Annotated in this window: 17 protein-coding genes and 2 pseudogenes; 13 read left to right on the plus strand and 6 right to left on the minus strand. The window is 59.7% G+C overall.

The features are described from left to right. Positions 1 to 119 precede the first annotated feature (119 nt). The 7 genes from iolD (at position 120) to AC1Q6Y_RS18045 (ending at position 9047) form a co-directional block, all read left to right on the plus strand. Positions 120 to 2051, plus strand: coding sequence for a 3D-(3,5/4)-trihydroxycyclohexane-1,2-dione acylhydrolase (decyclizing) (gene iolD / locus AC1Q6Y_RS18015; protein WP_492624911.1), 1932 nt, complete (start codon positions 120 to 122; stop codon positions 2049 to 2051). A 42-nt stretch (positions 2052 to 2093) separates the two neighbouring features. Further along, complete coding sequence (iolG, locus tag AC1Q6Y_RS18020) at positions 2094 to 3104, plus strand: bifunctional inositol 2-dehydrogenase/D-chiro-inositol 1-dehydrogenase (protein WP_492624912.1); 1011 nt, start codon at positions 2094 to 2096, stop codon at positions 3102 to 3104. Between the two features lie 145 nt (positions 3105 to 3249). Continuing rightward, a complete protein-coding gene (locus AC1Q6Y_RS18025) occupies positions 3250 to 4110 on the plus strand; it encodes a sugar phosphate isomerase/epimerase family protein (protein WP_492624913.1) in 861 nt (286 codons plus the stop codon). 86 nt (positions 4111 to 4196) lie between these two features. Next, complete coding sequence (locus AC1Q6Y_RS18030; RefSeq protein ID WP_492624914.1) at positions 4197 to 5234, plus strand: Gfo/Idh/MocA family protein; 1038 nt, start codon at positions 4197 to 4199, stop codon at positions 5232 to 5234. A 171-nt stretch (positions 5235 to 5405) separates the two neighbouring features. After that, positions 5406 to 6332: a sugar ABC transporter substrate-binding protein gene (locus AC1Q6Y_RS18035; protein WP_007994285.1), complete on the plus strand. Its 927-nt coding sequence runs from the start codon at positions 5406 to 5408 to the stop codon at positions 6330 to 6332. 70 nt (positions 6333 to 6402) lie between these two features. Beyond that, complete coding sequence (locus AC1Q6Y_RS18040; RefSeq protein WP_492624915.1) at positions 6403 to 7968, plus strand: sugar ABC transporter ATP-binding protein; 1566 nt, start codon at positions 6403 to 6405, stop codon at positions 7966 to 7968. A gap of 56 nt (positions 7969 to 8024) precedes the next feature. After that, positions 8025 to 9047, plus strand: coding sequence for an ABC transporter permease (locus AC1Q6Y_RS18045; RefSeq protein ID WP_057396421.1), 1023 nt, complete (start codon positions 8025 to 8027; stop codon positions 9045 to 9047). Between the two features lie 370 nt (positions 9048 to 9417). On the opposite strand, the pseudogene AC1Q6Y_RS18050 reads toward AC1Q6Y_RS18045, so the two are convergent. Then, positions 9418 to 9507, minus strand: a pseudogene (locus AC1Q6Y_RS18050) (3-methyl-2-oxobutanoate hydroxymethyltransferase); the annotation flags it as partial. A 7-nt stretch (positions 9508 to 9514) separates the two neighbouring features. Between AC1Q6Y_RS18050 and AC1Q6Y_RS18055 the strand changes: the two are divergent. Beyond that, positions 9515 to 9834 (plus strand): annotated as a pseudogene (locus tag AC1Q6Y_RS18055) (Lrp/AsnC ligand binding domain-containing protein); the annotation flags it as partial. Between the two features lie 206 nt (positions 9835 to 10040). On the opposite strand, the gene AC1Q6Y_RS18060 reads toward AC1Q6Y_RS18055, so the two are convergent. The 3 genes from AC1Q6Y_RS18060 to AC1Q6Y_RS18070 form a co-directional block, all read right to left on the minus strand. Further along, positions 10041 to 10967 carry a sugar ABC transporter substrate-binding protein gene (locus AC1Q6Y_RS18060; protein ID WP_492624916.1) on the minus strand — a complete coding sequence of 309 codons (927 nt, stop codon included), beginning with the start codon at positions 10965 to 10967 and terminating at the stop codon, positions 10041 to 10043. A 100-nt stretch (positions 10968 to 11067) separates the two neighbouring features. Further along, positions 11068 to 11856, minus strand: a complete 789-nt coding sequence (locus AC1Q6Y_RS18065; protein WP_492624917.1) for a TIM barrel protein — start codon at positions 11854 to 11856, stop codon at positions 11068 to 11070. Then, positions 11853 to 12875 carry a Gfo/Idh/MocA family oxidoreductase gene (locus AC1Q6Y_RS18070; protein ID WP_492624918.1) on the minus strand — a complete coding sequence of 341 codons (1023 nt, stop codon included), beginning with the start codon at positions 12873 to 12875 and terminating at the stop codon, positions 11853 to 11855. Before AC1Q6Y_RS18070 ends, AC1Q6Y_RS18065 begins: the two co-directional genes overlap by 4 nt. Positions 12876 to 13068: 193 nt before the next feature. On the opposite strand from AC1Q6Y_RS18070, the gene AC1Q6Y_RS18075 reads away from it, so the two are divergent. Next, a complete protein-coding gene (locus AC1Q6Y_RS18075) occupies positions 13069 to 15090 on the plus strand; it encodes a sigma-54-dependent Fis family transcriptional regulator (RefSeq protein ID WP_492624919.1) in 2022 nt (673 codons plus the stop codon). Between the two features lie 17 nt (positions 15091 to 15107). On the opposite strand, the gene AC1Q6Y_RS18080 is transcribed toward AC1Q6Y_RS18075, so the two are convergent. After that, complete coding sequence (locus tag AC1Q6Y_RS18080; protein WP_492624920.1) at positions 15108 to 16157, minus strand: LacI family DNA-binding transcriptional regulator; 1050 nt, start codon at positions 16155 to 16157, stop codon at positions 15108 to 15110. A 182-nt stretch (positions 16158 to 16339) separates the two neighbouring features. Between AC1Q6Y_RS18080 and AC1Q6Y_RS18085 the strand changes: the two genes are divergently transcribed. Genes AC1Q6Y_RS18085 through AC1Q6Y_RS18100 form a run of 4 tightly spaced genes read left to right on the plus strand, consistent with a single transcriptional unit; the run spans position 16340 to position 19922 of the window. Continuing rightward, positions 16340 to 17452, plus strand: coding sequence for a fatty acid desaturase family protein (locus AC1Q6Y_RS18085; RefSeq protein WP_492624921.1), 1113 nt, complete (start codon positions 16340 to 16342; stop codon positions 17450 to 17452). A gap of 36 nt (positions 17453 to 17488) precedes the next feature. Next, positions 17489 to 17809 (plus strand): MocE family 2Fe-2S type ferredoxin, encoded by a 321-nt coding sequence (locus AC1Q6Y_RS18090; RefSeq protein ID WP_007994296.1) that lies wholly within the window; start codon positions 17489 to 17491, stop codon positions 17807 to 17809. Between the two features lie 18 nt (positions 17810 to 17827). Beyond that, on the plus strand, positions 17828 to 19069 hold the full coding sequence (locus AC1Q6Y_RS18095; protein WP_492624922.1) for an NAD(P)/FAD-dependent oxidoreductase: 1242 nt from the start codon (positions 17828 to 17830) through the stop codon (positions 19067 to 19069). A gap of 1 nt (position 19070) precedes the next feature. After that, complete coding sequence (locus AC1Q6Y_RS18100) at positions 19071 to 19922, plus strand: sugar phosphate isomerase/epimerase (RefSeq protein WP_492624923.1); 852 nt, start codon at positions 19071 to 19073, stop codon at positions 19920 to 19922. Here AC1Q6Y_RS18100 and AC1Q6Y_RS18105 read toward each other — a convergent pair. After that, on the minus strand, positions 19906 to 20241 hold the full coding sequence (locus AC1Q6Y_RS18105) for an NADPH-dependent FMN reductase (RefSeq protein ID WP_492624924.1): 336 nt from the start codon (positions 20239 to 20241) through the stop codon (positions 19906 to 19908). The two genes, AC1Q6Y_RS18100 and AC1Q6Y_RS18105, sit on opposite strands and share 17 nt — an antisense overlap. Positions 20242 to 20310: the final 69 nt, after the last annotated feature.

The raw sequence follows: 20310 nt of genomic DNA on the forward strand, positions 1-20310 counted from the left end.
GGGGCCTGCACATTCAACATTGATGCTGGCTGCCAGTCCGCCATCGCGAGCAAGCCCGCTCCCACAATGATCAGTGTTCACAGCACATACCGGATTTAGCTTCAAAGGAAGGTGCAAGCATGACCACAACAAGACTGACCATGGCCCAGGCCCTGGTGAAATTCCTCGATAACCAGTACATCGAGGTCGATGGGGTTCAGAGCAAATTCGTCGCCGGGATCTTTACCATCTTCGGCCACGGCAACGTGCTGGGTCTCGGGCAGGCCCTGGAGCAAGACAGCTGTGACCTGATCGTCCATCAGGGCCGCAATGAGCAAGGCATGGCCCACGCGGCTATCGGTTTCGCCAAACAACACCTGCGGCGCAAGATCTACGCCTGTACTTCATCCGTGGGGCCGGGTGCGGCGAACATGCTGACCGCTGCCGCCACCGCGACAGCCAACCGCATTCCATTGCTGCTGTTGCCCGGTGATGTCTATGCCTGCCGCCAGCCCGACCCGGTGTTGCAACAGATCGAGCAGTTCCACGACCTGAGCATCAGCACCAACGATGCATTCAAGGCTGTCAGCAAATACTGGGACCGCATCAACCGTCCCGAGCAACTGATGACGGCGGCGATCCACGCCATGCGCGTGCTCACCGATCCGGCCGAAACCGGCGCCGTGACTCTTGCCTTGCCGCAGGACGTGCAAGCCGAGGCGTACGACTATCCCGATTACTTCCTGCAAAAACGTGTACACCGTATCGAGCGTCGTCCGGCTACCGAAGCCATGCTGGGTGATACGCTGGCGCTGTTCAAAGGCAAGCGCAAACCGCTGATTATTTGCGGTGGCGGGGTCAAGTACTCTGGCGCCAATAGCGCGTTGCAAGCGTTTGCCGAGCGCTTCGATATTCCCTTCGCCGAAACCCAGGCGGGCAAGAGTGCGCTGGTGTCGAGCCATCCGCTGAACGTCGGTGGCATCGGTGAAACCGGTTGCCTGGCGGCGAACCTGCTGGCCAGGGACGCTGATCTGATCATCGGTATCGGCACCCGTTACAGCGATTTCACCACCGCTTCGAAATCCTTGTTCAAACACCCCGAGGTTCAGTTCCTCAATCTTAATATCAGCCCCTGCGACGCTCTGAAACTCGACGGGGTGCAACTGCTGGCGGACGCCAAAACCGGCTTGAACGCCTTGGCTGATGCCCTGGGCGACTATCGCTCCAGTTGGGGCGATCAACCCCGTCAGGCCAAGGCGCAACTGGATGAAGAAGTCGATCGCATCTATCAGGTGGAATATCAGGCAAAGGATTTCGTACCGGAAATCAACGACCACATGGACCCGGCCGTCCTGCGCGAATTCATTGAACTGACCGGTTCCTGCCTGACCCAGAGCCGCGTGCTCGGCGTACTCAATGAAACCCTGGCGGACGACGCAGTGATCGTCGCCGCCGCCGGCAGCCTGCCTGGCGACTTGCAGCGCAGCTGGCGCAGCAAGGGCGTGAACACCTACCACGTCGAGTACGGCTATTCCTGCATGGGTTACGAGGTCAACGCTGCGTTGGGTGTGAAACTCGCCGAACCGGACCGTGAGGTCTATGCGCTGGTGGGCGACGGCTCCTACATGATGCTGCACTCGGAACTGGCGACCTCGATCCAGGAGCAGCGCAAGATCAACGTGGTGCTGCTGGACAACATGACCTTCGGCTGCATCAACAACCTGCAGATGGAACACGGCATGGACAGCTTCGGCACCGAGTTCCGCTTCCGTAACCCGGAAACCGGCAAGCTCGATGGCGGCTTCGTGCCGGTGGATTTCGCCATGAGCGCGGCGGCCTATGGCTGCAAGACTTACAAAGTGAACACCGTTGAAGAACTGAAAGCTGCACTGGCGGATGCGCGCTTGCAGACAGTTTCGACGCTGATCGATATCAAGGTTTTGCCCAAGACCATGATTCACAAATACCTGTCGTGGTGGCGAGTCGGTGTGGCGCAGGTTTCCACCAGTGCCCGTACCGATGCGGTAGCCAAGACCCTGAACGAACGACTGGCCAAGGCCCGTCAGTACTGATTGCCCCTGAAACCAACAACAAGTCTTCACAGGAGAGTTTTCATGTCTTTAAAGATTGGCGTCATCGGCACCGGGGCCATCGGCCAGGACCACATCCGTCGTTGCAGCCAGACCTTGCTCAACAGCCAGGTCGTCGCGGTTACCGACATCAATTTGCAGCAAGCGGCCAAGGTCGTTTCCGATTTGAAGCTGACCGCCGAGGTTTATCCCGACGGCCATGCGCTGATCAAGGCGCCGGAAGTCGAGGCGATCCTCGTCACTTCCTGGGGCCCGAGCCACGAAGAGTTCGTGCTGGCGGCGATTGCCGCCGGCAAACCCGTGTTCTGTGAAAAGCCTCTGGCAGTCACTGCCGAAGGCTGCCGCAAGATCGTCGAGGCCGAAGTGGCTCATGGCAAGCGGCTGGTGCAGGTCGGTTTCATGCGTCCGTACGACGAGGGTTATCGGGCGCTGAAATCAGTGATCGACAGCGGCCAGATCGGCGAGCCGTTGATGCTGCATTGCGCCCACCGCAACCCGACTGTGGGCGAGAACTACAAGACCGACATGGCGATCACCGATACCTTGATCCATGAGTTGGATGTGCTGCGCTGGTTGCTCGATGACGACTACGTGTCGGTACAGGTGGTGTTCCCGCGCAAGACCAGCAAGGCCCACGCCCATTTGAAAGACCCGCAGATCGTGTTGCTGGAAACCGCCAAGGGCACGCGCATCGACGTGGAAGTCTTCGTCAATTGCCAGTACGGCTACGACATCCAGTGCGAAGTGGTAGGGGAGACTGGCATCGCCAAACTGCCGGAACCGTCCCAGGTTCAACTGCGTAGCGGGGCGAAGCTGTCCAACGCGATTCTGATGGACTGGAAGGATCGGTTCATCGCGGCGTATGACGTTGAGTTGCAGGCGTTCATCGATGGCGTGCGCGCCGGGCAGGTTGGCGGTCCTTCGGCGTGGGATGGCTTCGCCGCGGCGGTGGCGGCGGATGCGTGCATCGAGGCGCAGAACAGCGGGGCGATTGTCAAAGTCGGCCTGCCAGAGCGCCCACACTTCTACAGCTAACTATTAACCCATGTGGGAGCGAGCTTGCTCGCGATGATGGCGGCACATTCAACATCAATGTTGGTTGACCCTCCGCTATCGCGAGCAAGCTCGCTCCCACAGGGTTGGTGTGAGGGCTGAGTCCCTCTAACGGGAGAACAAAATCATGCGCATCGCACTAGACCCCTACATGTACCGCAACCTGCCTCTGGGCAAGATGGTCGACAAGGTCGCCGAGCTCGGCTACGAACACATCGAGCTGTCGCCCCGGGAAGATTTCCTGCCGTTCTACAAGGCCCCACGGGTCGACAAGGCGCGGATCAAGGAATTTCGCAAAGCCCTGAGCGACACCGGGGTCAAACTCTCTTCTTTATTACCGATGTACCACTGGGCCGCTGCCGACGAAGGTTTGCGCGTGGCCGCGGTGCGCAACTGGAAGCGCGCGATCCAGATTGCCGTGGAGATGGACTGCGAACTGGTCAACACCGAGTTCACCGGGCAATCGGATAATCCGCTGGTCTGCGAGAACCAGTTCATGCGCTCCATGGACGAGTTGATCCCGGAGTTTGAGCGTGAGGGCATCAAGCTCGATATACAGGCGCACCCCTATGATTTCTGCGAGCGCAACAACGAGTCGGTGGACATCATTCGCGGGCTGGATCGCGACTGGATCAACTACCTCTATGCCGCGCCGCACACCTTCTTCTACGACGACGGCAAAGGTGACATCGCCTCGATGCTCAAGTACGCCGGCTCAAAGCTAAGCCACCTGATCATCGCCGACACCTACAACCACAAGGCGTCGTCGGGCCTGCGCTACATCGTCAACCCGCCGGGCGTGACCGCCACCGTGCACCAGCACCTGGACATCGGCCAGGGCGAGGTCGACTGGGAAGCGTTCTTCGGCACCTTGCGCGAAATCAAGTTCGACGGCATTGCCACCGTCTCGGTGTTCGCCTGGGAGGACCGGCCAGACGAGTCCAACCGGATGATGCTCGAACGCGTGACCCGCGAACTCTGCCAATGACCGGCATACACAAAAACCTGTGGGAGCGAGCCCGCTACCACAGGGGCCGTGTACATCCGGTAACTAACTATAAGGAGAATGTTTTCATGCGCATCGGACTTGTGGGATACGGCCATGGCGGCCGTTTTTTCCATGCTCCACTGATCAGCAGTTTGCCGGGTGCAACCTTCGTCGGTGTGGTTACCCGTTCAACGGAGCGGCGCCAGTTGCTGGCGGCAGAACACCCCGGTGTGCCGGCCTTCGACAGCATCGGTCAACTGGTCGAAATCGGGGTCGATGTGCTGGTGGTGTCCACACCGCTCAAAGGCCGCCCGGCGCTGGTGCTCGACGCCATCGAACACGGGGTGGCGGTGGTCAGCGACAAGCCGTTCGCCGCCGATGCGCAACAGGCGCAAACCCTGATCACCATGGCCGAGCGCCAGGGTGTGCAACTGAGCGTCTACCAGAACCGGCGCTGGGACTCGGACTTTCTCACCGTGCGCAAACTCATCGAGTCCGGTGCGCTGGGCCAGGTCACCCGCTTCGAATCGCGAATCGAACGCTATTGGCCATCGTCGGTGAACAACGGCAGTGGCGGCGGTTTCCTGCGCGATCTGGGTAGCCATCTGGTGGATCAGGCGCTGCTGCTGTTCGGCCCCGTCACTCGGGTTTACGCCGAACTGGATTACGTCGAAAAAGGCCAGGTCTTCGACAACGGCTTCTTTATGTCCCTGGTCCACGCCAACGGCGTGACCTCGCACCTGGGCGGCAGTTGCCTGCAAAACACCCCCGGCCCGCGCTTTCGCGTGAGCGGAACCCAGGGTTGCTACAGCGTCGATGGCCTGGACGGGCAGGAGGCGTCGGCGCTCGCCGGGCTCACGCCGAAATCCGAAGGTGAACGCTGGGGCGTGGAGGAGCATCGCCGCTGGGGCTGGTTCGAACAGGGCGAAGTGCGCGAAAGGGTTTCCTCCGAGCGCGGTTGCTGGAATCAGTTCTATTTACAACTACAAGCCGCATTGCAGAGCGGTGGCCCAATGCCTGTTGACGCCCGTGATGCACTGGCGACCACCCGTGTGCTAGACGCTGCGCGGCTGAGTGCCGAGCGCCATCAGGTGGTGCAATTGAGCCCCTTCGAGCGTCATTGAGTAAAATTGGAATAAAATTCTAAAATGAGTTGATATAGAAAATATTTTCCAATAAAGTCATTTCCAGCGAGCTGCCTCGCACCCGGTTCCAACTCTTTTCCCGCTTGTCCGCTTACTGAAATCGTCACGCCTTATCCATAAAACCAACAAGAATGTGGAGAAAGACTTTTCATGAAGACCAAGATCCGTTTCGCCTCACTCGCCTTGTCCCTGATGTTCGCCAGCGGCGCTGCACTCGCTGACATGAAGATCGGCGTCAGCATGTCGCAGTTCGATGACACCTGGCTGACCTACCTGCGCGAATCCATGGACACAAAAGCCAAATCCTATCCAGACGGCGTCAAGCTGCAGTTCGAAGACGCGCGCAGCGACGTGGTCCGGCAGTTGAGCCAGGTGGAAAGCTTCATCAGTCAGAAGGTCGACGCCATTGTGGTCAACCCGGTGGATACCGCCGCGACCAAAAAAATCACTGAATCGGCGGTCAAGGCCGGCATTCCGCTGGTGTACGTCAACCGTCGTCCCGATGACCTGAACCTGCCCAAAGGCGTGGTCACTGTCGCCTCCAACGACCTGGAGGCGGGGCAGATGCAGATGCAATACCTGGCCGACAAAATGGGCGGCAAGGGTGACATCGTGATTCTGCTGGGCGACCTGGCGAACAACTCCACCACCAACCGTACCAAGGGCGTCAAAGAGGTGTTGGCCAAGTACCCCAACATCAAGATCGAGCAAGAGCAAACCGGCATCTGGTTGAGGGACAAGGGCATGACCCTGGTTAACGACTGGCTGACCCAGGGCCGCAAGTTCGATGCGGTCGTCTCCAACAACGACGAGATGGCCATCGGCGCCGCGATGGCCCTGCAACAGGCCGGAGTGGAAAAGGGCAGTATTCTGATCGCCGGTGTCGACGGTACGCCTGACGGTTTGAACGCCGTGAAGAAGGGGTCTCTGGTCGTCTCTGTGTTCCAGGACGCCAAGGGGCAGGCAGACGGTTCGATCGAGACCGCAGTGAAAATGGCCAAAAACGAGCCGGTCGAGCCGGCCGTATGGGTGCCGTATCGCTTGATCACGCTGCAAAACGTTGACCAGTTCAAATAGTCCGTCCGTTCAATAACAACAATAAACACGCAAGGTGGCAACCGCGACCTTGCTGATGGAGTACCTGATCATGTTCGCTTCAGCGACTGCTTCGAGCACCCCATTGATGGGTGTCCAGCCAACTGTAACGCCTGTCGATGAGCCGTACCTGTTGGAAATCGTCAACGTCAGCAAGGGTTTCCCCGGGGTGGTGGCCTTGTCCGACGTACAGCTGCGGGTACGCCCCGGTTCCGTGTTGGCCCTGATGGGCGAGAACGGCGCGGGCAAATCCACCTTGATGAAAATCATCGCCGGTATCTACCAGCCGGACGCCGGCGAACTGCGCCTGCGGGGCAAGCCGGTGGTCTTCGAAACACCCCTGGCGGCGCTGCAGGCCGGGATCGCGATGATCCATCAGGAGCTCAACCTGATGCCGCACATGAGCATCGCCGAGAACATCTGGATCGGCCGTGAGCAGCTCAATGGTTTCCACATGATCGACCACCGGGAAATGCATCGCTGTACGGCGAAGCTTTTGGAGCGCCTGCGCATCAACCTTGATCCGGAAGAACAGGTAGGCAATCTGAGTATCGCTGAACGGCAGATGGTCGAGATCGCCAAGGCAGTGTCCTACGATTCCGACATTCTGATCATGGACGAACCGACCTCGGCCATCACCGACAAGGAGGTCGCCCATCTGTTTTCGATCATTGCCGACCTCAAGAGCCAGGGCAAAGGCATCATCTATATCACCCACAAAATGAATGAAGTGTTCAGTATCGCCGATGAAGTAGCGGTGTTCCGTGACGGCGCCTACATCGGCTTGCAACGCGCCGACAGCATGGACGGTGACAGCCTGATTTCAATGATGGTCGGCCGCGAGCTTAGCCAGTTGTTCCCGGTGCGCGAGAAGCCGATCGGCGATCTGTTGCTGTCGGTACGCGACCTCAAGCTCGATGGCATTTTCAAGGACGTGTCCTTCGATCTGCATGCTGGCGAGATTCTCGGCATTGCCGGGTTGATGGGCTCGGGGCGGACCAACGTCGCCGAGGCGATCTTTGGTATCACCCCGAGCGACGGTGGCGAGATTCGCCTAGATGGTGAAGTGGTGCGCATTACCGACCCGCACATGGCCATCGAGAAGGGCTTCGCCCTGTTGACCGAGGATCGCAAACTCAGCGGCCTGTTCCCGTGTCTGTCGGTGCTGGAGAACATGGAAATGGCGGTGCTGCCGCACTTCGCCGGCCACGGTTTCATCCAGCAAAAAGCCCTGCGCGCCTTGTGCGAAGACATGTGCAAGAAGCTGCGGGTGAAAACCCCGTCGCTGGAGCAATGCATCGACACGCTGTCCGGCGGAAATCAGCAGAAAGCCTTGCTGGCGCGCTGGTTGATGACCAATCCACGAATCCTGATTCTCGACGAGCCGACCCGCGGCATCGATGTCGGCGCCAAGGTCGAGATCTACCGGCTTATTTCCTACCTCGCCAGCGAAGGCATGGCGGTGATCATGATTTCCTCGGAACTGCCGGAAGTGCTCGGCATGAGCGATCGGGTCATGGTCATGCACGAGGGCGACCTGATGGGCACTCTCGAGCGCAGCGAAGCGACTCAGGAGCGAGTGATGCAACTGGCCTCGGGCATGTCCGCGGTTCACTAATGGATGCCGGCGCTGGCTCGGCCAGCGTCGACGATGCGATAGAAGGGTGAGTGGTTATGAACGCGATACTGGAAAACAAGCCAGCAACGGCACCGGTCAAGAGTCGCCGGCGCTTTCCGACCGAGCTGAGCATCTTCCTGGTGCTGATCGGCATCGGCCTGGTGTTCGAAATGTTCGGCTGGATCGTGCGCGACCAGAGCTTCCTGATGAACTCCCAGCGGCTGGTATTGATGATCCTGCAAGTGTCGATCATCGGCCTGCTGGCGATTGGCGTGACCCAGGTGATCATCACCACTGGCATTGACCTGTCCTCAGGCTCGGTGCTGGCGTTGTCGGCGATGATTGCCGCCAGCCTGGCGCAGACCTCGGATTTCGCCCGTGCGGTGTTCCCGTCGCTGACTGACTTGCCGGTGTGGATTCCAGTGATTGTCGGGCTCGGTGTCGGGCTGCTGGCGGGGGCAATCAACGGCAGCATCATTGCCATTACCGGGATTCCACCGTTCATTGCCACCTTGGGCATGATGGTCTCGGCCCGTGGCCTGGCGCGGTACTACACCGAAGGCCAGCCGGTGAGCATGCTATCGGATTCCTACACGGCCATCGGTCACGGCGCGATGCCGGTGATCATTTTCCTGGTGGTGGCGGTGATCTTCCACATCGCGTTGCGCTACACCAAGTACGGTAAATACACCTACGCCATCGGCGGCAACATGCAGGCGGCGCGTACGTCCGGTATCAACGTCAAACGCCATCTGGTCATCGTCTACAGCATCGCCGGGTTGCTGGCGGGGCTGGCGGGCGTGGTGGCTTCGGCCCGTGCCGCCACCGGCCAGGCCGGGATGGGCATGTCCTATGAACTGGATGCGATTGCCGCCGCGGTCATCGGTGGTACCAGTTTGGCGGGCGGAGTAGGGCGCATCACCGGCACGGTCATCGGTGCACTGATCCTTGGGGTGATGGCCAGCGGGTTCACTTTCGTCGGGGTCGATGCTTACATCCAGGACATCATCAAGGGCCTGATCATCGTGGTCGCAGTGGTCATCGACCAATACCGTAACAAGCGCAAACTCAAGCGCTGAATTTGACTGCAAACAGCGAGGGCCTGTTCTGGCTCTCGCTTCCCCATACCCCCATCACGCATTGAAATAAACCTATCAACGGCATGCCATCGATCCCAGGCTATCAACCAGGGGATCCGGCAGCACCGTTGGCAGGATCTCCGCCAGCGATCATCTGTTTGAGGCACTCACGTTCCTCAGATCCGGGTAGCACTCCAGTCGTAGTCGCCTTCAGCACTGTGATTCCCACTGCGTTGAGCATTCTGACTCCGGCTTTTTGTGTGACCGCGTTCATCGATGTCTGCGATGAGTCAGTGGCAGGTGATCTGTTCTCCCGCATACACTGATCGTTTGAACGCGAAACTCATCCCCATTGCCAGCCAATCGATTTGCCCAGCACTCTCTCGATCAGGATAGCGAATGCGCCCGCTGCTTCTAACGCTTTGGCACTGCCTGCCAGGCGCTGCGCATCCTCACCACGGGGGATGCAACAGGCCCCAGGCGCACTCGGCCTGACTTTTTAGCCACGGTGTTTGCCACGCATCATGAGGGAGACAGGTTAGCTATCGAGGCTGTCGAGACGGCGTTCGTTGAGATCCCGCATGTGGTCGATGCCCAGAGGTTATTCGGGGGGATGGGCTACCTGCCGCGCGTCAGCACTCAGGATTTCCCAGCCTTCCAACAGCCATGCGATGAGAGCCTTTCGACCCTGGCCAACGTACAACGGTTGACCTCGACTCCCGTTATGAAACGGGGCGTTTGGGAAAGCTCTCTTCCTAGTGAGGGTGATGGTCAGCGCCAGAAATAGGGAGGGCGTTGTAGTGACGGCTTTTTTACTTTACCATAGGGCAGGCCGTATAACAGTGGCGAATTCAGGGAGAAATATACGAGTAAGTTTGGGAGGGGGGGACTTTCATCACGCTTTTATCGGGATTTCGCACAACGCTGTTCATTCAACGAAAAACGCCGCTGATTCCTGACTGGAACAGCGGCGTCATTGGTTAGCGTTGGACGCTATTTATAGTGTTTCTCATACACGGCAACCTGCTCCGGTGTGATCAACTGAAAGGGCACCCAGACATCCGCCTCGACCGGTTCACCCTTGATCATTTTGATGGCCGCTTGCAGCGCGGTGGCCGCTTGGGCCTTGGGGTCTTGAAAGACTGAAGCAACCAGCATCCCGCGCTTGATCGCTGCCAGGCCGTCGGGCAGGCCGTCGATGCCGACAATCGCAATCTCGCCCTTGGTTTTGCCGGCCTGCTGCAGTGCCATGGCAGCGCCGATGGCCATCTCGTCATTGTTGGCGACGATGGCATCAAAACTCGTGCCGGCCAGCAGCCAGTTGCTGGTCAGGTCCATGCCTTTGTTGCGCTGCCATTCGGCGCTTTGTTGTTCGACAATCTTGATCCCGGGATAGTCCTTGAGCACCTGTTTGACGCCTTCGGTGCGGTCGTGCGTGGAGTTTTGCGCCAGGTCACCCATGATGATCGCGAGGGTGCCTTTGCCCCCCAGTTTTTCGGCCAGGTAGCGCATTTGCAGTTGCCCGGCCTCAATGTCGTTCGACGCCACGGTGACAACGCCTTTGGGCAAGACGCGTTCGTCCGGGTGGCGGTTGACGTAGACCAGTGGCGTCTGCGCTTCGACGGCGGCTCGGGTCATGTTGGCGGTGGCGGCGGTGTCCACGGGCAAGACGATGACCGCATCGACTTTCTGGTTGAGAAAGCCCTGGACCTGATTGAGCTGGCGAACCACATCGCCTTGGGCGTCTTCGAACTGAATCTGGATGTTGTCCTTTTTGGCGGCTTCCTCCAGGCCGCTGCGCACATAAGTCATGAAGTTGTCGTCGACCCTGGCGATGCTGACACCGACGCGATAGTTGGCGGCGGCCCATTGGCTGAAGACGAGTAGCAGCGTGGCAAAAAGTAGTGTGCAGCGACGCATGGTGGTTTTCCTTTTGTTGTTATAAGTCGACATTCATCGAGATCAAGGGGGAGGGTTGCTGGCGCGCGTAGAGTCAACGTCCAAGCGCGCCGAAGGCTCCTCAATCCAGCGTGAACGCTTGCCGGAAACGTTCGAGTGCCGCTTCGCTGTCGCCGCTGGCCCAGCCCTCAAGCCCGACGACACCGGTGTATCCCATACTGAACAAGGCTTTGGCAATGGCAGGGTAATGGATTTCGCCGGTGCCCGGTTCCATGCGCCCGGGGACGTCAGCGACCTGGATTTCACCGATGGCGCTGCCGGCGCGCTGGATCAGTTCGATCAGGTTCCCCTCGCCAATCTGCGCATGGTAAAGGTCCAGGTTCATCTTCAGATGAGGGCTGCCCACAGCATCGATCAACGCCAGGGTATCGTCGGCGCGAGCGAACGGCGTGCCGGGGTGGTCCACCTCGGTATTGAGGTTTTCCAGAAGAAACACCCGGCCGGCGTCTTCGCCCAGGCGAGCGATTTTTTCCAGGGTCTTGCAGGCGCTCAACCACATGCGTCCGGTGGTATGAGCCACGGGTTTTACTGGTAAACCTTTATCGCCCAGGCCCGTGCCATGCAGATTGAGGCTCGGGCAATTCAGCTGGGTGGCAACGGCCAGCGATTCCCGCGCGCTGTCGAGCAGGTGCTGGATGTCTTCGGGATCGGTCAGGTTGCCCGAGATGTAACCCGTCATGGAAGTGAAATCAGCGCCGGTGGCGACCAGGGCGGGAATGTCTTTGGTCGTCCAGCTCCAGATTTCGGCGCTGAAGCCCAGTTCGTGAATGCGTTTGACCCGTTCGGTGAACGGCAGGTCGAGGAACACCATTTCGGCACTGATCGCCAGTTTGAACGGAGTGAAACTCATGGACGGGCTCCTTGCACGCGCACCGCTTTGCCTTGCTGGAAGGACTCGATACACGCCCGGGCAATGGCCAGTGCCGCGCGGGCATCTTCACCGCTGGCGAGCGGTTTTTCGCCGTTGCGCAGGCAGTCTACAAAGTGGTTGAGCTCGGCCACATAGGCGTCACGCAGCAGGTCGGTGTCCAGGCGCAGGGTGTCGGCCTGGATGCCATTGGCCAGGTAGCGAACCAGGTCAGAGTCATTGACGCTGCCCATGCTCAGCATGCCGGCGCTGCCGAACACTTCGCCCCGAACGTCGTAGCCATACACCGCCTGGAAATTCGCCTCGGCGGTGGCGATGGCGCCGTTGTCGAAACGGATCGTGACCACGGCGGTGTCGAGGAAGCCCTTGTCCTTGAAGTCCGGGGCGATCAGGGCATCGGCCATGACAAAAACCTCAACCGCTTCGGCACCGGGATTGAGGTAGCGCAGGGTATCGAAGTCATGAATCAGGGTTTCGAGGAAAATCACCCACTGCGGCGAGGCGGCCGGATTGTTCAGCGCCGGGTCGCGAGTCAGCGAGCGCAGCAGTTGCGGCGTACCGATCCGGCCGGCGACCACATCCAGGTGGGCTGTGCGGAAGCTTTTGGCAAAGCGGCGGTTGAAGCCGACCTGCAGCGTTACTCGTGCGTCGGCAGCGGCGGCGATGGCGCGGTCGGCTTCGTCCAGGGTGATGGCCATGGGTTTTTCACAAAACACGCCTTTGCCGGCGCGGGCCGCACTGATCACCAATTCGGCATGGCTGCGGGCCGGGGCAGCGATCAACACGCCGTCGATTTCCGGGTCATCGAGCAGTTGCTGTGGATCGGTGTAGATTTGCTCTACACCCAACTCTGCGGCGAGGCGAGCGGCCTGGCCAGGTGTCGGGTCGGCGATGGCCGCCAGGCAGGCACCGGGAATGTGCCGGGCGGCCGTCAGGCCGTGAAAGCTGCCCATGCGGCCAGCACCGATGAGGCCGAGGCGGATGATCTTGGATGTACTCATGAAATGACTCCCTTTTATTGTTGTTCAATGACTCGACAGCAGGAATGCCCTCGCTGGTACAAAGCCAAGAGCAAGGGCTGTGCCAATATTTAAGTCATTGATATTTAAGGAGTTGCTAATCTATTTTTGAAATACGTGTTCATTCTGATGACATGTCTATACTGACATGTCGAAAATATGAACATAGGAGCAAATGGTGATCCCACAGCCAATGGCCTTCAGCGTGCAAGACCTCGATTACATTACGGCGCTCGGTCCGGCGTCGTTGAGCGAAGGACCCATCGCTGAGCTGGAGCAAGCCTGGCTGGCGTGTCTGAATGGTCGCATCGATCGACCTGCCGGGGTCAGGCAGATTATTTGGGACTCCTGGTTGCGCAGCGTCAGTGCCGGCCTCGATCCCGATGATGGTCAATACCGTTTTGTCACCCCTGGTGTCCTGGCCGCAACGCTGGCGGCCAATCGTGTGCTGATCACCGCGGCGGCGGAGGTCATGCGAGGGTTGCTCGCTTACAACCCCCGAGGCCATATCAATTTGACCGATGCCGAAGGGACGACGCTGTATTTCTGCGGCCTGGACCTCACCCCGGTGGGCAGCCGGCTGCTGGAGTCGGTGCAGGGCACCAACTGCACGGGGTTGGCGCTTGCCGAAGACCGATTGGTGTATGTGCTGGCCGAAGAAAACTTCGGCGTGGACCTGCGTCGGCGGCGCATGCATTGTGCCGCCGCGCCGATCCGGGATGCCCAGGGCCGGACACTGGCCATGCTGACCCTGACCGCAGAGCCCGGCTGGTTTCATTTTCATACCCTCGGCACCGTCCAGGCCGCAGCTGAAGCGGTTTCGCGGCAGATGGCGCTGCAGGCCTTGCTGGAAGAACAACAAACCGTGCTTGAAGTGCTGAACGAAGGACTGGTGGTGCTGGATGAGCGCGGCTGCATCAAGGCGCTCAATCGCTATGCCCGGCAATTGTTTCGCGTGGGCCTGGATTTGCTGGGTAGTCCGTTCCAGCGTCTGGGTCGGAGCGAGCTGACCAATGAGATTCTGCTGCGCGGCGGGGAAGGGCAGCAGTATGAAGGGATAAGAGATCTGGATTGCACCTTTGAATTGCATGATCGCAGCCACTTGGCGTGCCTGGTGTCCGTGTGTTCACTGGAGCAGGGCGGGCGCATCGTCTCGCTGCGTGAGAACCGACGCATCCGGGAAATTACCCGGAGGATCATCGGCACTCAGGCCAGCTACACCTTCGAAACCATTCAGGGCAGTTCGCGAGCCATTCAGGATGCGTTGCACTTGGGACGGATCGCCAGTCGTAGTGACTCGACCACACTGATCCTGGGCGAAAGTGGCACTGGCAAGGAGTTGTTCGCCCAGGCGATCCACAACGCCAGTGACCGTTGCAGCGGTCCTTTCGTGGCCGTCAATTGCGGGGCTATTCCTCGAGATCTGGTGCAGAGCGAGCTGTTTGGGCATGTTGAAGGTGCCTTCACCGGATCGGCCCGCGGCGGCTCTGCCGGGAAGTTCGAATTGGCCGATGGCGGAACGATCTTCCTCGACGAAATCGGTGACATGTCGTTTGATGCCCAGGTCAGCCTGCTGCGCGTCTTGCAGGAAGGCGAGGTGACACGCGTGGGCGCGAAAAAGTCGCAGCAGGTGAACGTGCGCATCATCGCGGCCACCCACCGCAACTTGAGTCAGGCGGTGGCCGAGGGTGCATTCCGCGAGGATCTTTACTACCGGCTCAACGTTCTGAGCCTGACGGTTCCACCGCTACGGATGCGCCGGGATGATGTGCCGTTTCTGGCGCGATATTTTCTCAGCCGGTGCGCGCGCTCACTGCGCAAATCGGTGCAAGGCCTCTCGCCAGAGGCGCTGGAAATTCTGTCGGCCTACCACTGGCCGGGTAATGTTCGCGAGCTGGAAAACACCATCGAACGGGCGACCAACCTGGCGGTGACCGAACTGATCCAGCCGGGTGATCTACCGCTTGAAATCAAGCAAAGGCAGCGGCCGTCGGCGCCGGGAAGTTTGCCCGAAATCCGGGCCGCACTGGACCTTGGTGCCCATGAAATGAATGCGATCATTGCGGCCCTGAAGGATACCCGCGGCAACATTCGCCTGGCCGCCAAACTGCTGAATGTTTCTCGTGGCGGGTTGTACAACAAGATGAATCGGTTCGGCCTGAATGCCGAGGTTTTTCGTTCGGACCCCAGCCTGTGACGAGGCCGCTCACACCGTCAGCCTCGAGCGTTTTCTGAGGTCATGATCTGCAACGGAATATGGACCCGATGCCGGACTGGATCGAAGTCCGGCGTGGTCTGCAGTTCGACCAGCAAGTCGACCAGCGCTGCCGCCAGCAATCGCGGTTGGGAATCGATGACCAGGCTGATCAAGCCCTGATCCAGGGCTTGCCGCGACAACTTGGTCGACTCCTGCAGGATGCAGCAGAGGTTCGGTCGCTTCGGTAACTGCGACAGGGCACTGATGATGCCGTCGCCGCCCCCGCCGACCACGCACAAACCCCGCAAGTCGTCATGGCGCGCGACGAGTTCCAGCGTCGCCTCTTCGGTGATGTCGCAGTTGTCCAGATTGATCACCGCTTCAAGCAGCCGCAATCCGGGTGCACGTTCCGCCAGGTAACTGCGCAGCCCCTCCACCCGAGCCTGATGGCCGAGAAAACGGTGACCGCCGAGCAAGACCCCGATGCTGCCTTTGCGTGCGCCACACGTGTGAGCCATCAGCCAGCCCATGGTGCGCCCGACCTCATGATTATCCTGGCCGACGTAAGGCTCATCCGCTGCCTCATGGATGTCGGACAGCAGGGCGATCACCGGTACGCCCGCTGCTCTGATCTGAGCGATGGCAGCATTGATCAGCGGGTGAGCGAAGCTGACCACCGCCAGGCCATCGCACTGCACCGCCAGTTGTTCGATCTGGGCAATGATGGCGCCGGGTGTGCGATCGAAAACGTATTCGAATTGGCAGCTCAGGTTGGCGCCGGCGTGACGCTGCGCTGCCTCGGTGATGGCGGCGGCAACGTTGGCATAGAACGCCTGGGCAGTACCGAGCAGCAGGATGCCGAAACGATAGCTGGGACGCCGTTCGCGGATCCGCTGACCGATCAGCCGGGCGGCGAAATAACCGACCGCTTCGGCGGCCTGGAAGACTTGCTCGGCGGTAGCCGGGCTGACCGGAGCCCTGGCGTTGAGCACCCGGTCCACAGTGGCGACACTCAGCCGAGCGTGCTCGGCGACCGTGGCGATGGTTGGGCGTTTAGTGTTGTTCATGACGGGCCCCGCAAGCGCTTTGATAGAAAACTATCAAGCTTCAATGGGCCTGGATGATAGCTTGATAGGGAATGTATTCAAGGGCTTGAGGGTAATCTTTGGGCTCTCTATCTTTTCTCCAACGATGTGATCCCGCATCGAAGCAAGTGCCTTAAACCATCAAGCTTGCGGAGAACAATAAAATGCCTGAACAACACGCAGCATCTGAAAACTCCGGTAAACCCATGCCTCGGGATTATCGATTGACCGGTCCCGAAGCCGCTAAAGCCGCGCAAAAAGGCCTGGTCTCGGCCAATTGGTATCAATCTCCCATTCCCCGTAAACGCCTGAAGGAATTAATGCAGCGCCGCGACGGTCCGGCTTTGCGCGATACCGCGATCTGGCTGCTGGCGATGGTCGTGACCGGGTTCGGCGGTTACTGGTTCTGGGGCTCCTGGGCCTGTGTTCCGTTCTTCTTCGTCTATGGCCTGCTTTACGGCACGGCGTCCAATGCCCGTTGGCACGAAGCCGGTCACGGGACGGCGTTCAAAACCCGCTGGATGAATGATGCGGTCTACCAGCTGTCGAGCTTCATGTTCATGTTCGAACCCCAGGTCTGGCGCTGGAGCCACGCACGGCACCACACCGACACCATCATCGTCGGTCGCGACCCTGAGATCGTCGAGCCGCGTCCGCCGAGCCTGATCAATATGGTGCTGAGCTTTTTCAGGATGCCTTACGCATTGAAAACGATGGGGTCAGTCTGCCGTCATGCAGTCGGGCGGATGGATGAAGAAGAGCAGACGTTCATCCCCGAATCCGAGTGGCCCAAGGTGGCGAGGGACGCGCGCGTCTGGCTGGTGATCTATGGGCTTGTCCTGTGCTCTGCACTGTATATGCAGAGCTGGTTGCCGCTGATGTTTATCGGCCTTCCAACCCTCTATGGCGGCTGGCTGTCCTACCTGTTCGGCCTTACACAGCATGTCGGTCTGGCCGAAGACGTACTCGATCACCGTAGCAACTGCCGCACGATTTACATGAACCCGGTACTGCGTTTCATGTACCTCAACATGAACTATCACCTGGAACACCACATGTATCCGATGGTGCCTTTTCATGCGCTGGCGCAGCTTCACGAGGAAATCCGCCACGACTGCCCTCCGCCTTACACCAGCCTGTACGAGGCCTTCCGGGAAATCATCCCGACGATCTGGAAGCAGCGCAAAGACCCGAACTATCACATCCGTCGACCTTTACCACCGCGCGCAGAACCTGCCGCAACCGTCCAGGCAGAAGCTGAAGTAACGCCGGCCTGACACCTTCCTGGCTGTAACACTACAAGAGAAAACGCCATGACCGACCAATGGATCGATGTCTGTGCCGTGGGCGAAATAAATGAAGAGGATGTCATTCGTTTCGACCATGGCCCGCACACCTATGCCGTCTACCGCTCTGCAGACGACGAGTTCTTCGCCACCGCGGGCCTGTGCACCCACGAGTCCATCCACCTCGCCGATGGCCTGGTGATGGAGCATGTCATCGAGTGCCCCAAGCACAACGGACGCTTCGACTACCGCTCCGGCAAAGCCCTTGGCGCACCGGTGTGCGTCAATCTCAAGACTTATCCGGTGCGGGTCGAGGCGGGGCGTGTCCTGCTCGCAATCACGGTTTAATTGCAGGGAGTCTGTGCCATGAGTTCTATCAATGCTCCACTGGTCATCGTCGGCGCCGGGCACGCGGGTGGCCGCGCGGCGCTGACCCTGCGTGCTGAAGGTTATCGCGGTCGCCTGATCCTGATCGGCGACGAATCCCACCCGCCCTACGAACGTCCGCCGCTGTCCAAAGGGCTGTTACAGGGCACGGTTGAACTGACGGGTTGCAGTTTGTGCGATAGCGCTCAACTCGACGAACTGGACATCGAGCACCTGGCCGGCAACCCGGTGAAAAACCTCGATCCGCAGCAGCATCGATTGCAGTTGGCCGACGGCAGTTGGTTGCATTACGCCCGACTGTTGCTCTCGACCGGGGGCAGGGCGCGATTGTTGCCCTCGGTGCCCGAGCATCTGCCCAACGTACTTTATCTGCGAACCCATGACGAGGCGGTCGCACTGCGCGATTCGCTGCTGCCAGGCGCCCGATTGGTGATCATCGGCGGTGGCTTTATCGGCCTCGAAGTCGCCGCAACCGCCCGTGCCCTGGGTTGCAGGGTGACCTTGCTCGAAGCCGGGCCGCGCCTGGCAGGTCGCGTCCTGCCTGAGCGATTGTCCAGTGTCCTGCTGGAGTTGCATCGCCGCCAGGGCGTGGACGTCCGGCTGAACGTGGCGATTGAAGCGGTGCAGGGCTCCACCCGCGCTGAAACGGTGCAACTGGTCGACGGCCAGTTGTTGCCCTGCGACCTGGTCGTGGTGGGCATCGGCATGCAACCCAACACCGAGTTGGCCGTGGCCGCCGGGTTGGAAGTTGGTCAGGGCATTCGCGTCGATGCGCAGCTGCGCACCAGTGCGCCGGACATCTTTGCAGCAGGCGACGTCTGTGAGTTTCGTCTGCACCCGCAAGGGGTTTTCCAGCGTCAGGAAACCTGGCGCAACGCCGAAACCCAGGGCCGTCACGCCGCTCTGAACCTATTGGGGGGCGAGCAGCCCTTCGACGTCATTCCCGGCTTTTGGTCCGATCAGTACGACTGGGGGCTGCAAACCGTAGGCGTCATCGCCAACACTGAACCGACGGTGAGCCGGACAACCGCGGGTGGTGGTTTCCTGTTGTTCTACCTCGATGCCGAACAACATCTGCTAGGGGCTTGCGGCTGGGGTCAGGGCAATAGCGTCGCCAAGGACATCAAGTTGTGCGAACGGTTGATCACTAACCATAACCCTCTCTCGATGGTCGCTTTAGCCGATGCCGATGTATCGCTCAAACAATTGTTGAGGAACTGATATGCGCGAATTCCTGGTGTTTCAGTCCTTGTGGGCCATGCAAGATCACCGTGGCCAATGCGACCTTTCCATTGAAGCGCAACTGGAGAAAATCGCCGCCGCCGGTTTCGACGGGATCACCGACCATTTCTGGGTCGCACCACAGGCTGCACGCCTGAGCGCCGCCGCCAGGGCGCAAGGCCTGCAAATCGAAGGTCAACTGTTCCCCCGGACCGTGGATGATCTGGCGGCCGCGCTCGATGTCGTCTCCCGCTACGGCTGCCACCACCTCACGCTACAGGCAGACGTCCGGCCGCGAACGCTGGCGCAAGCCATTGAACTGATCGAAGGCTGGCAGCGTCTGGCCGAGCAGGTGGACTTTCCGATCCTGCTGGAAACCCACCGTTACCGCCTCACCAGCGACCTGCTGTTCACCCTCGACATTCTCGCGCAAATGCCCGACCTCAAACTGTTGGCCGACTTGTCCCACTACGTCGTGGGCCGGGAATTGCCTGAGTCGGCCACTGCTGAAGACGACGAACAGATCCTTACCATCCTGCGCCACAGTTGGGGCTTTCACGGCCGGGTCGCCAACGGCGAACAGGTTCAGGTGCCCTTGAGCTTCGCCCAGCATCGACCCTGGTTGGACCGATTCCTGGGCTGGTGGCGCTACGGGATCGAGGATTGGCTGGCCCGCCCGAACACACCCACCAGCCTGTCCTTCACCTGTGAACTCGGCCCGCCACCTTATGCGATCACGGGGGCTGACGGGCGTGACATCATGGATCGCTGGGCGGAGGCATTGATGTTGAAGGAGCTGATGCGTGGGGTTTGGAGCGACTGCAAGGTGCGAGCGGCTATGTCAAAAGTTTGATTTCACCGATCAGGTCATCGACCGCCGCGAGCATGAACTCGATCGTTGTTTCATCGATGAATCTGCCATCCCGGATTTTTTGATTGACTCCGGGAATGACGATCTGGGGGCAACTGGTCACTTTGGAAAGCGTGGCCGAAAGCGTTTCGCGCAGTTGAGACTGGGCACGTACTCCGCCGAGCAGGCCCGGTGAAGAGGTCATGATCAGTACGGGGTTGTTTTTCAACGGTGAATTGAAACCCGGCAGAGAGGCCCAATCCAGTGCATTTTTAAGAACACCGAAAACCCTATTGTTGTACTCGGGTGAATAGATGTTCACCGCGAATTTTTAGTTCACAGCACGAGATTATCGCTGATGTAGAGACCCGGAGAACTCTGGATGCGATTC

The organism is Pseudomonas sp. GW823-FHT06E10 (assembly GCF_058794995.1).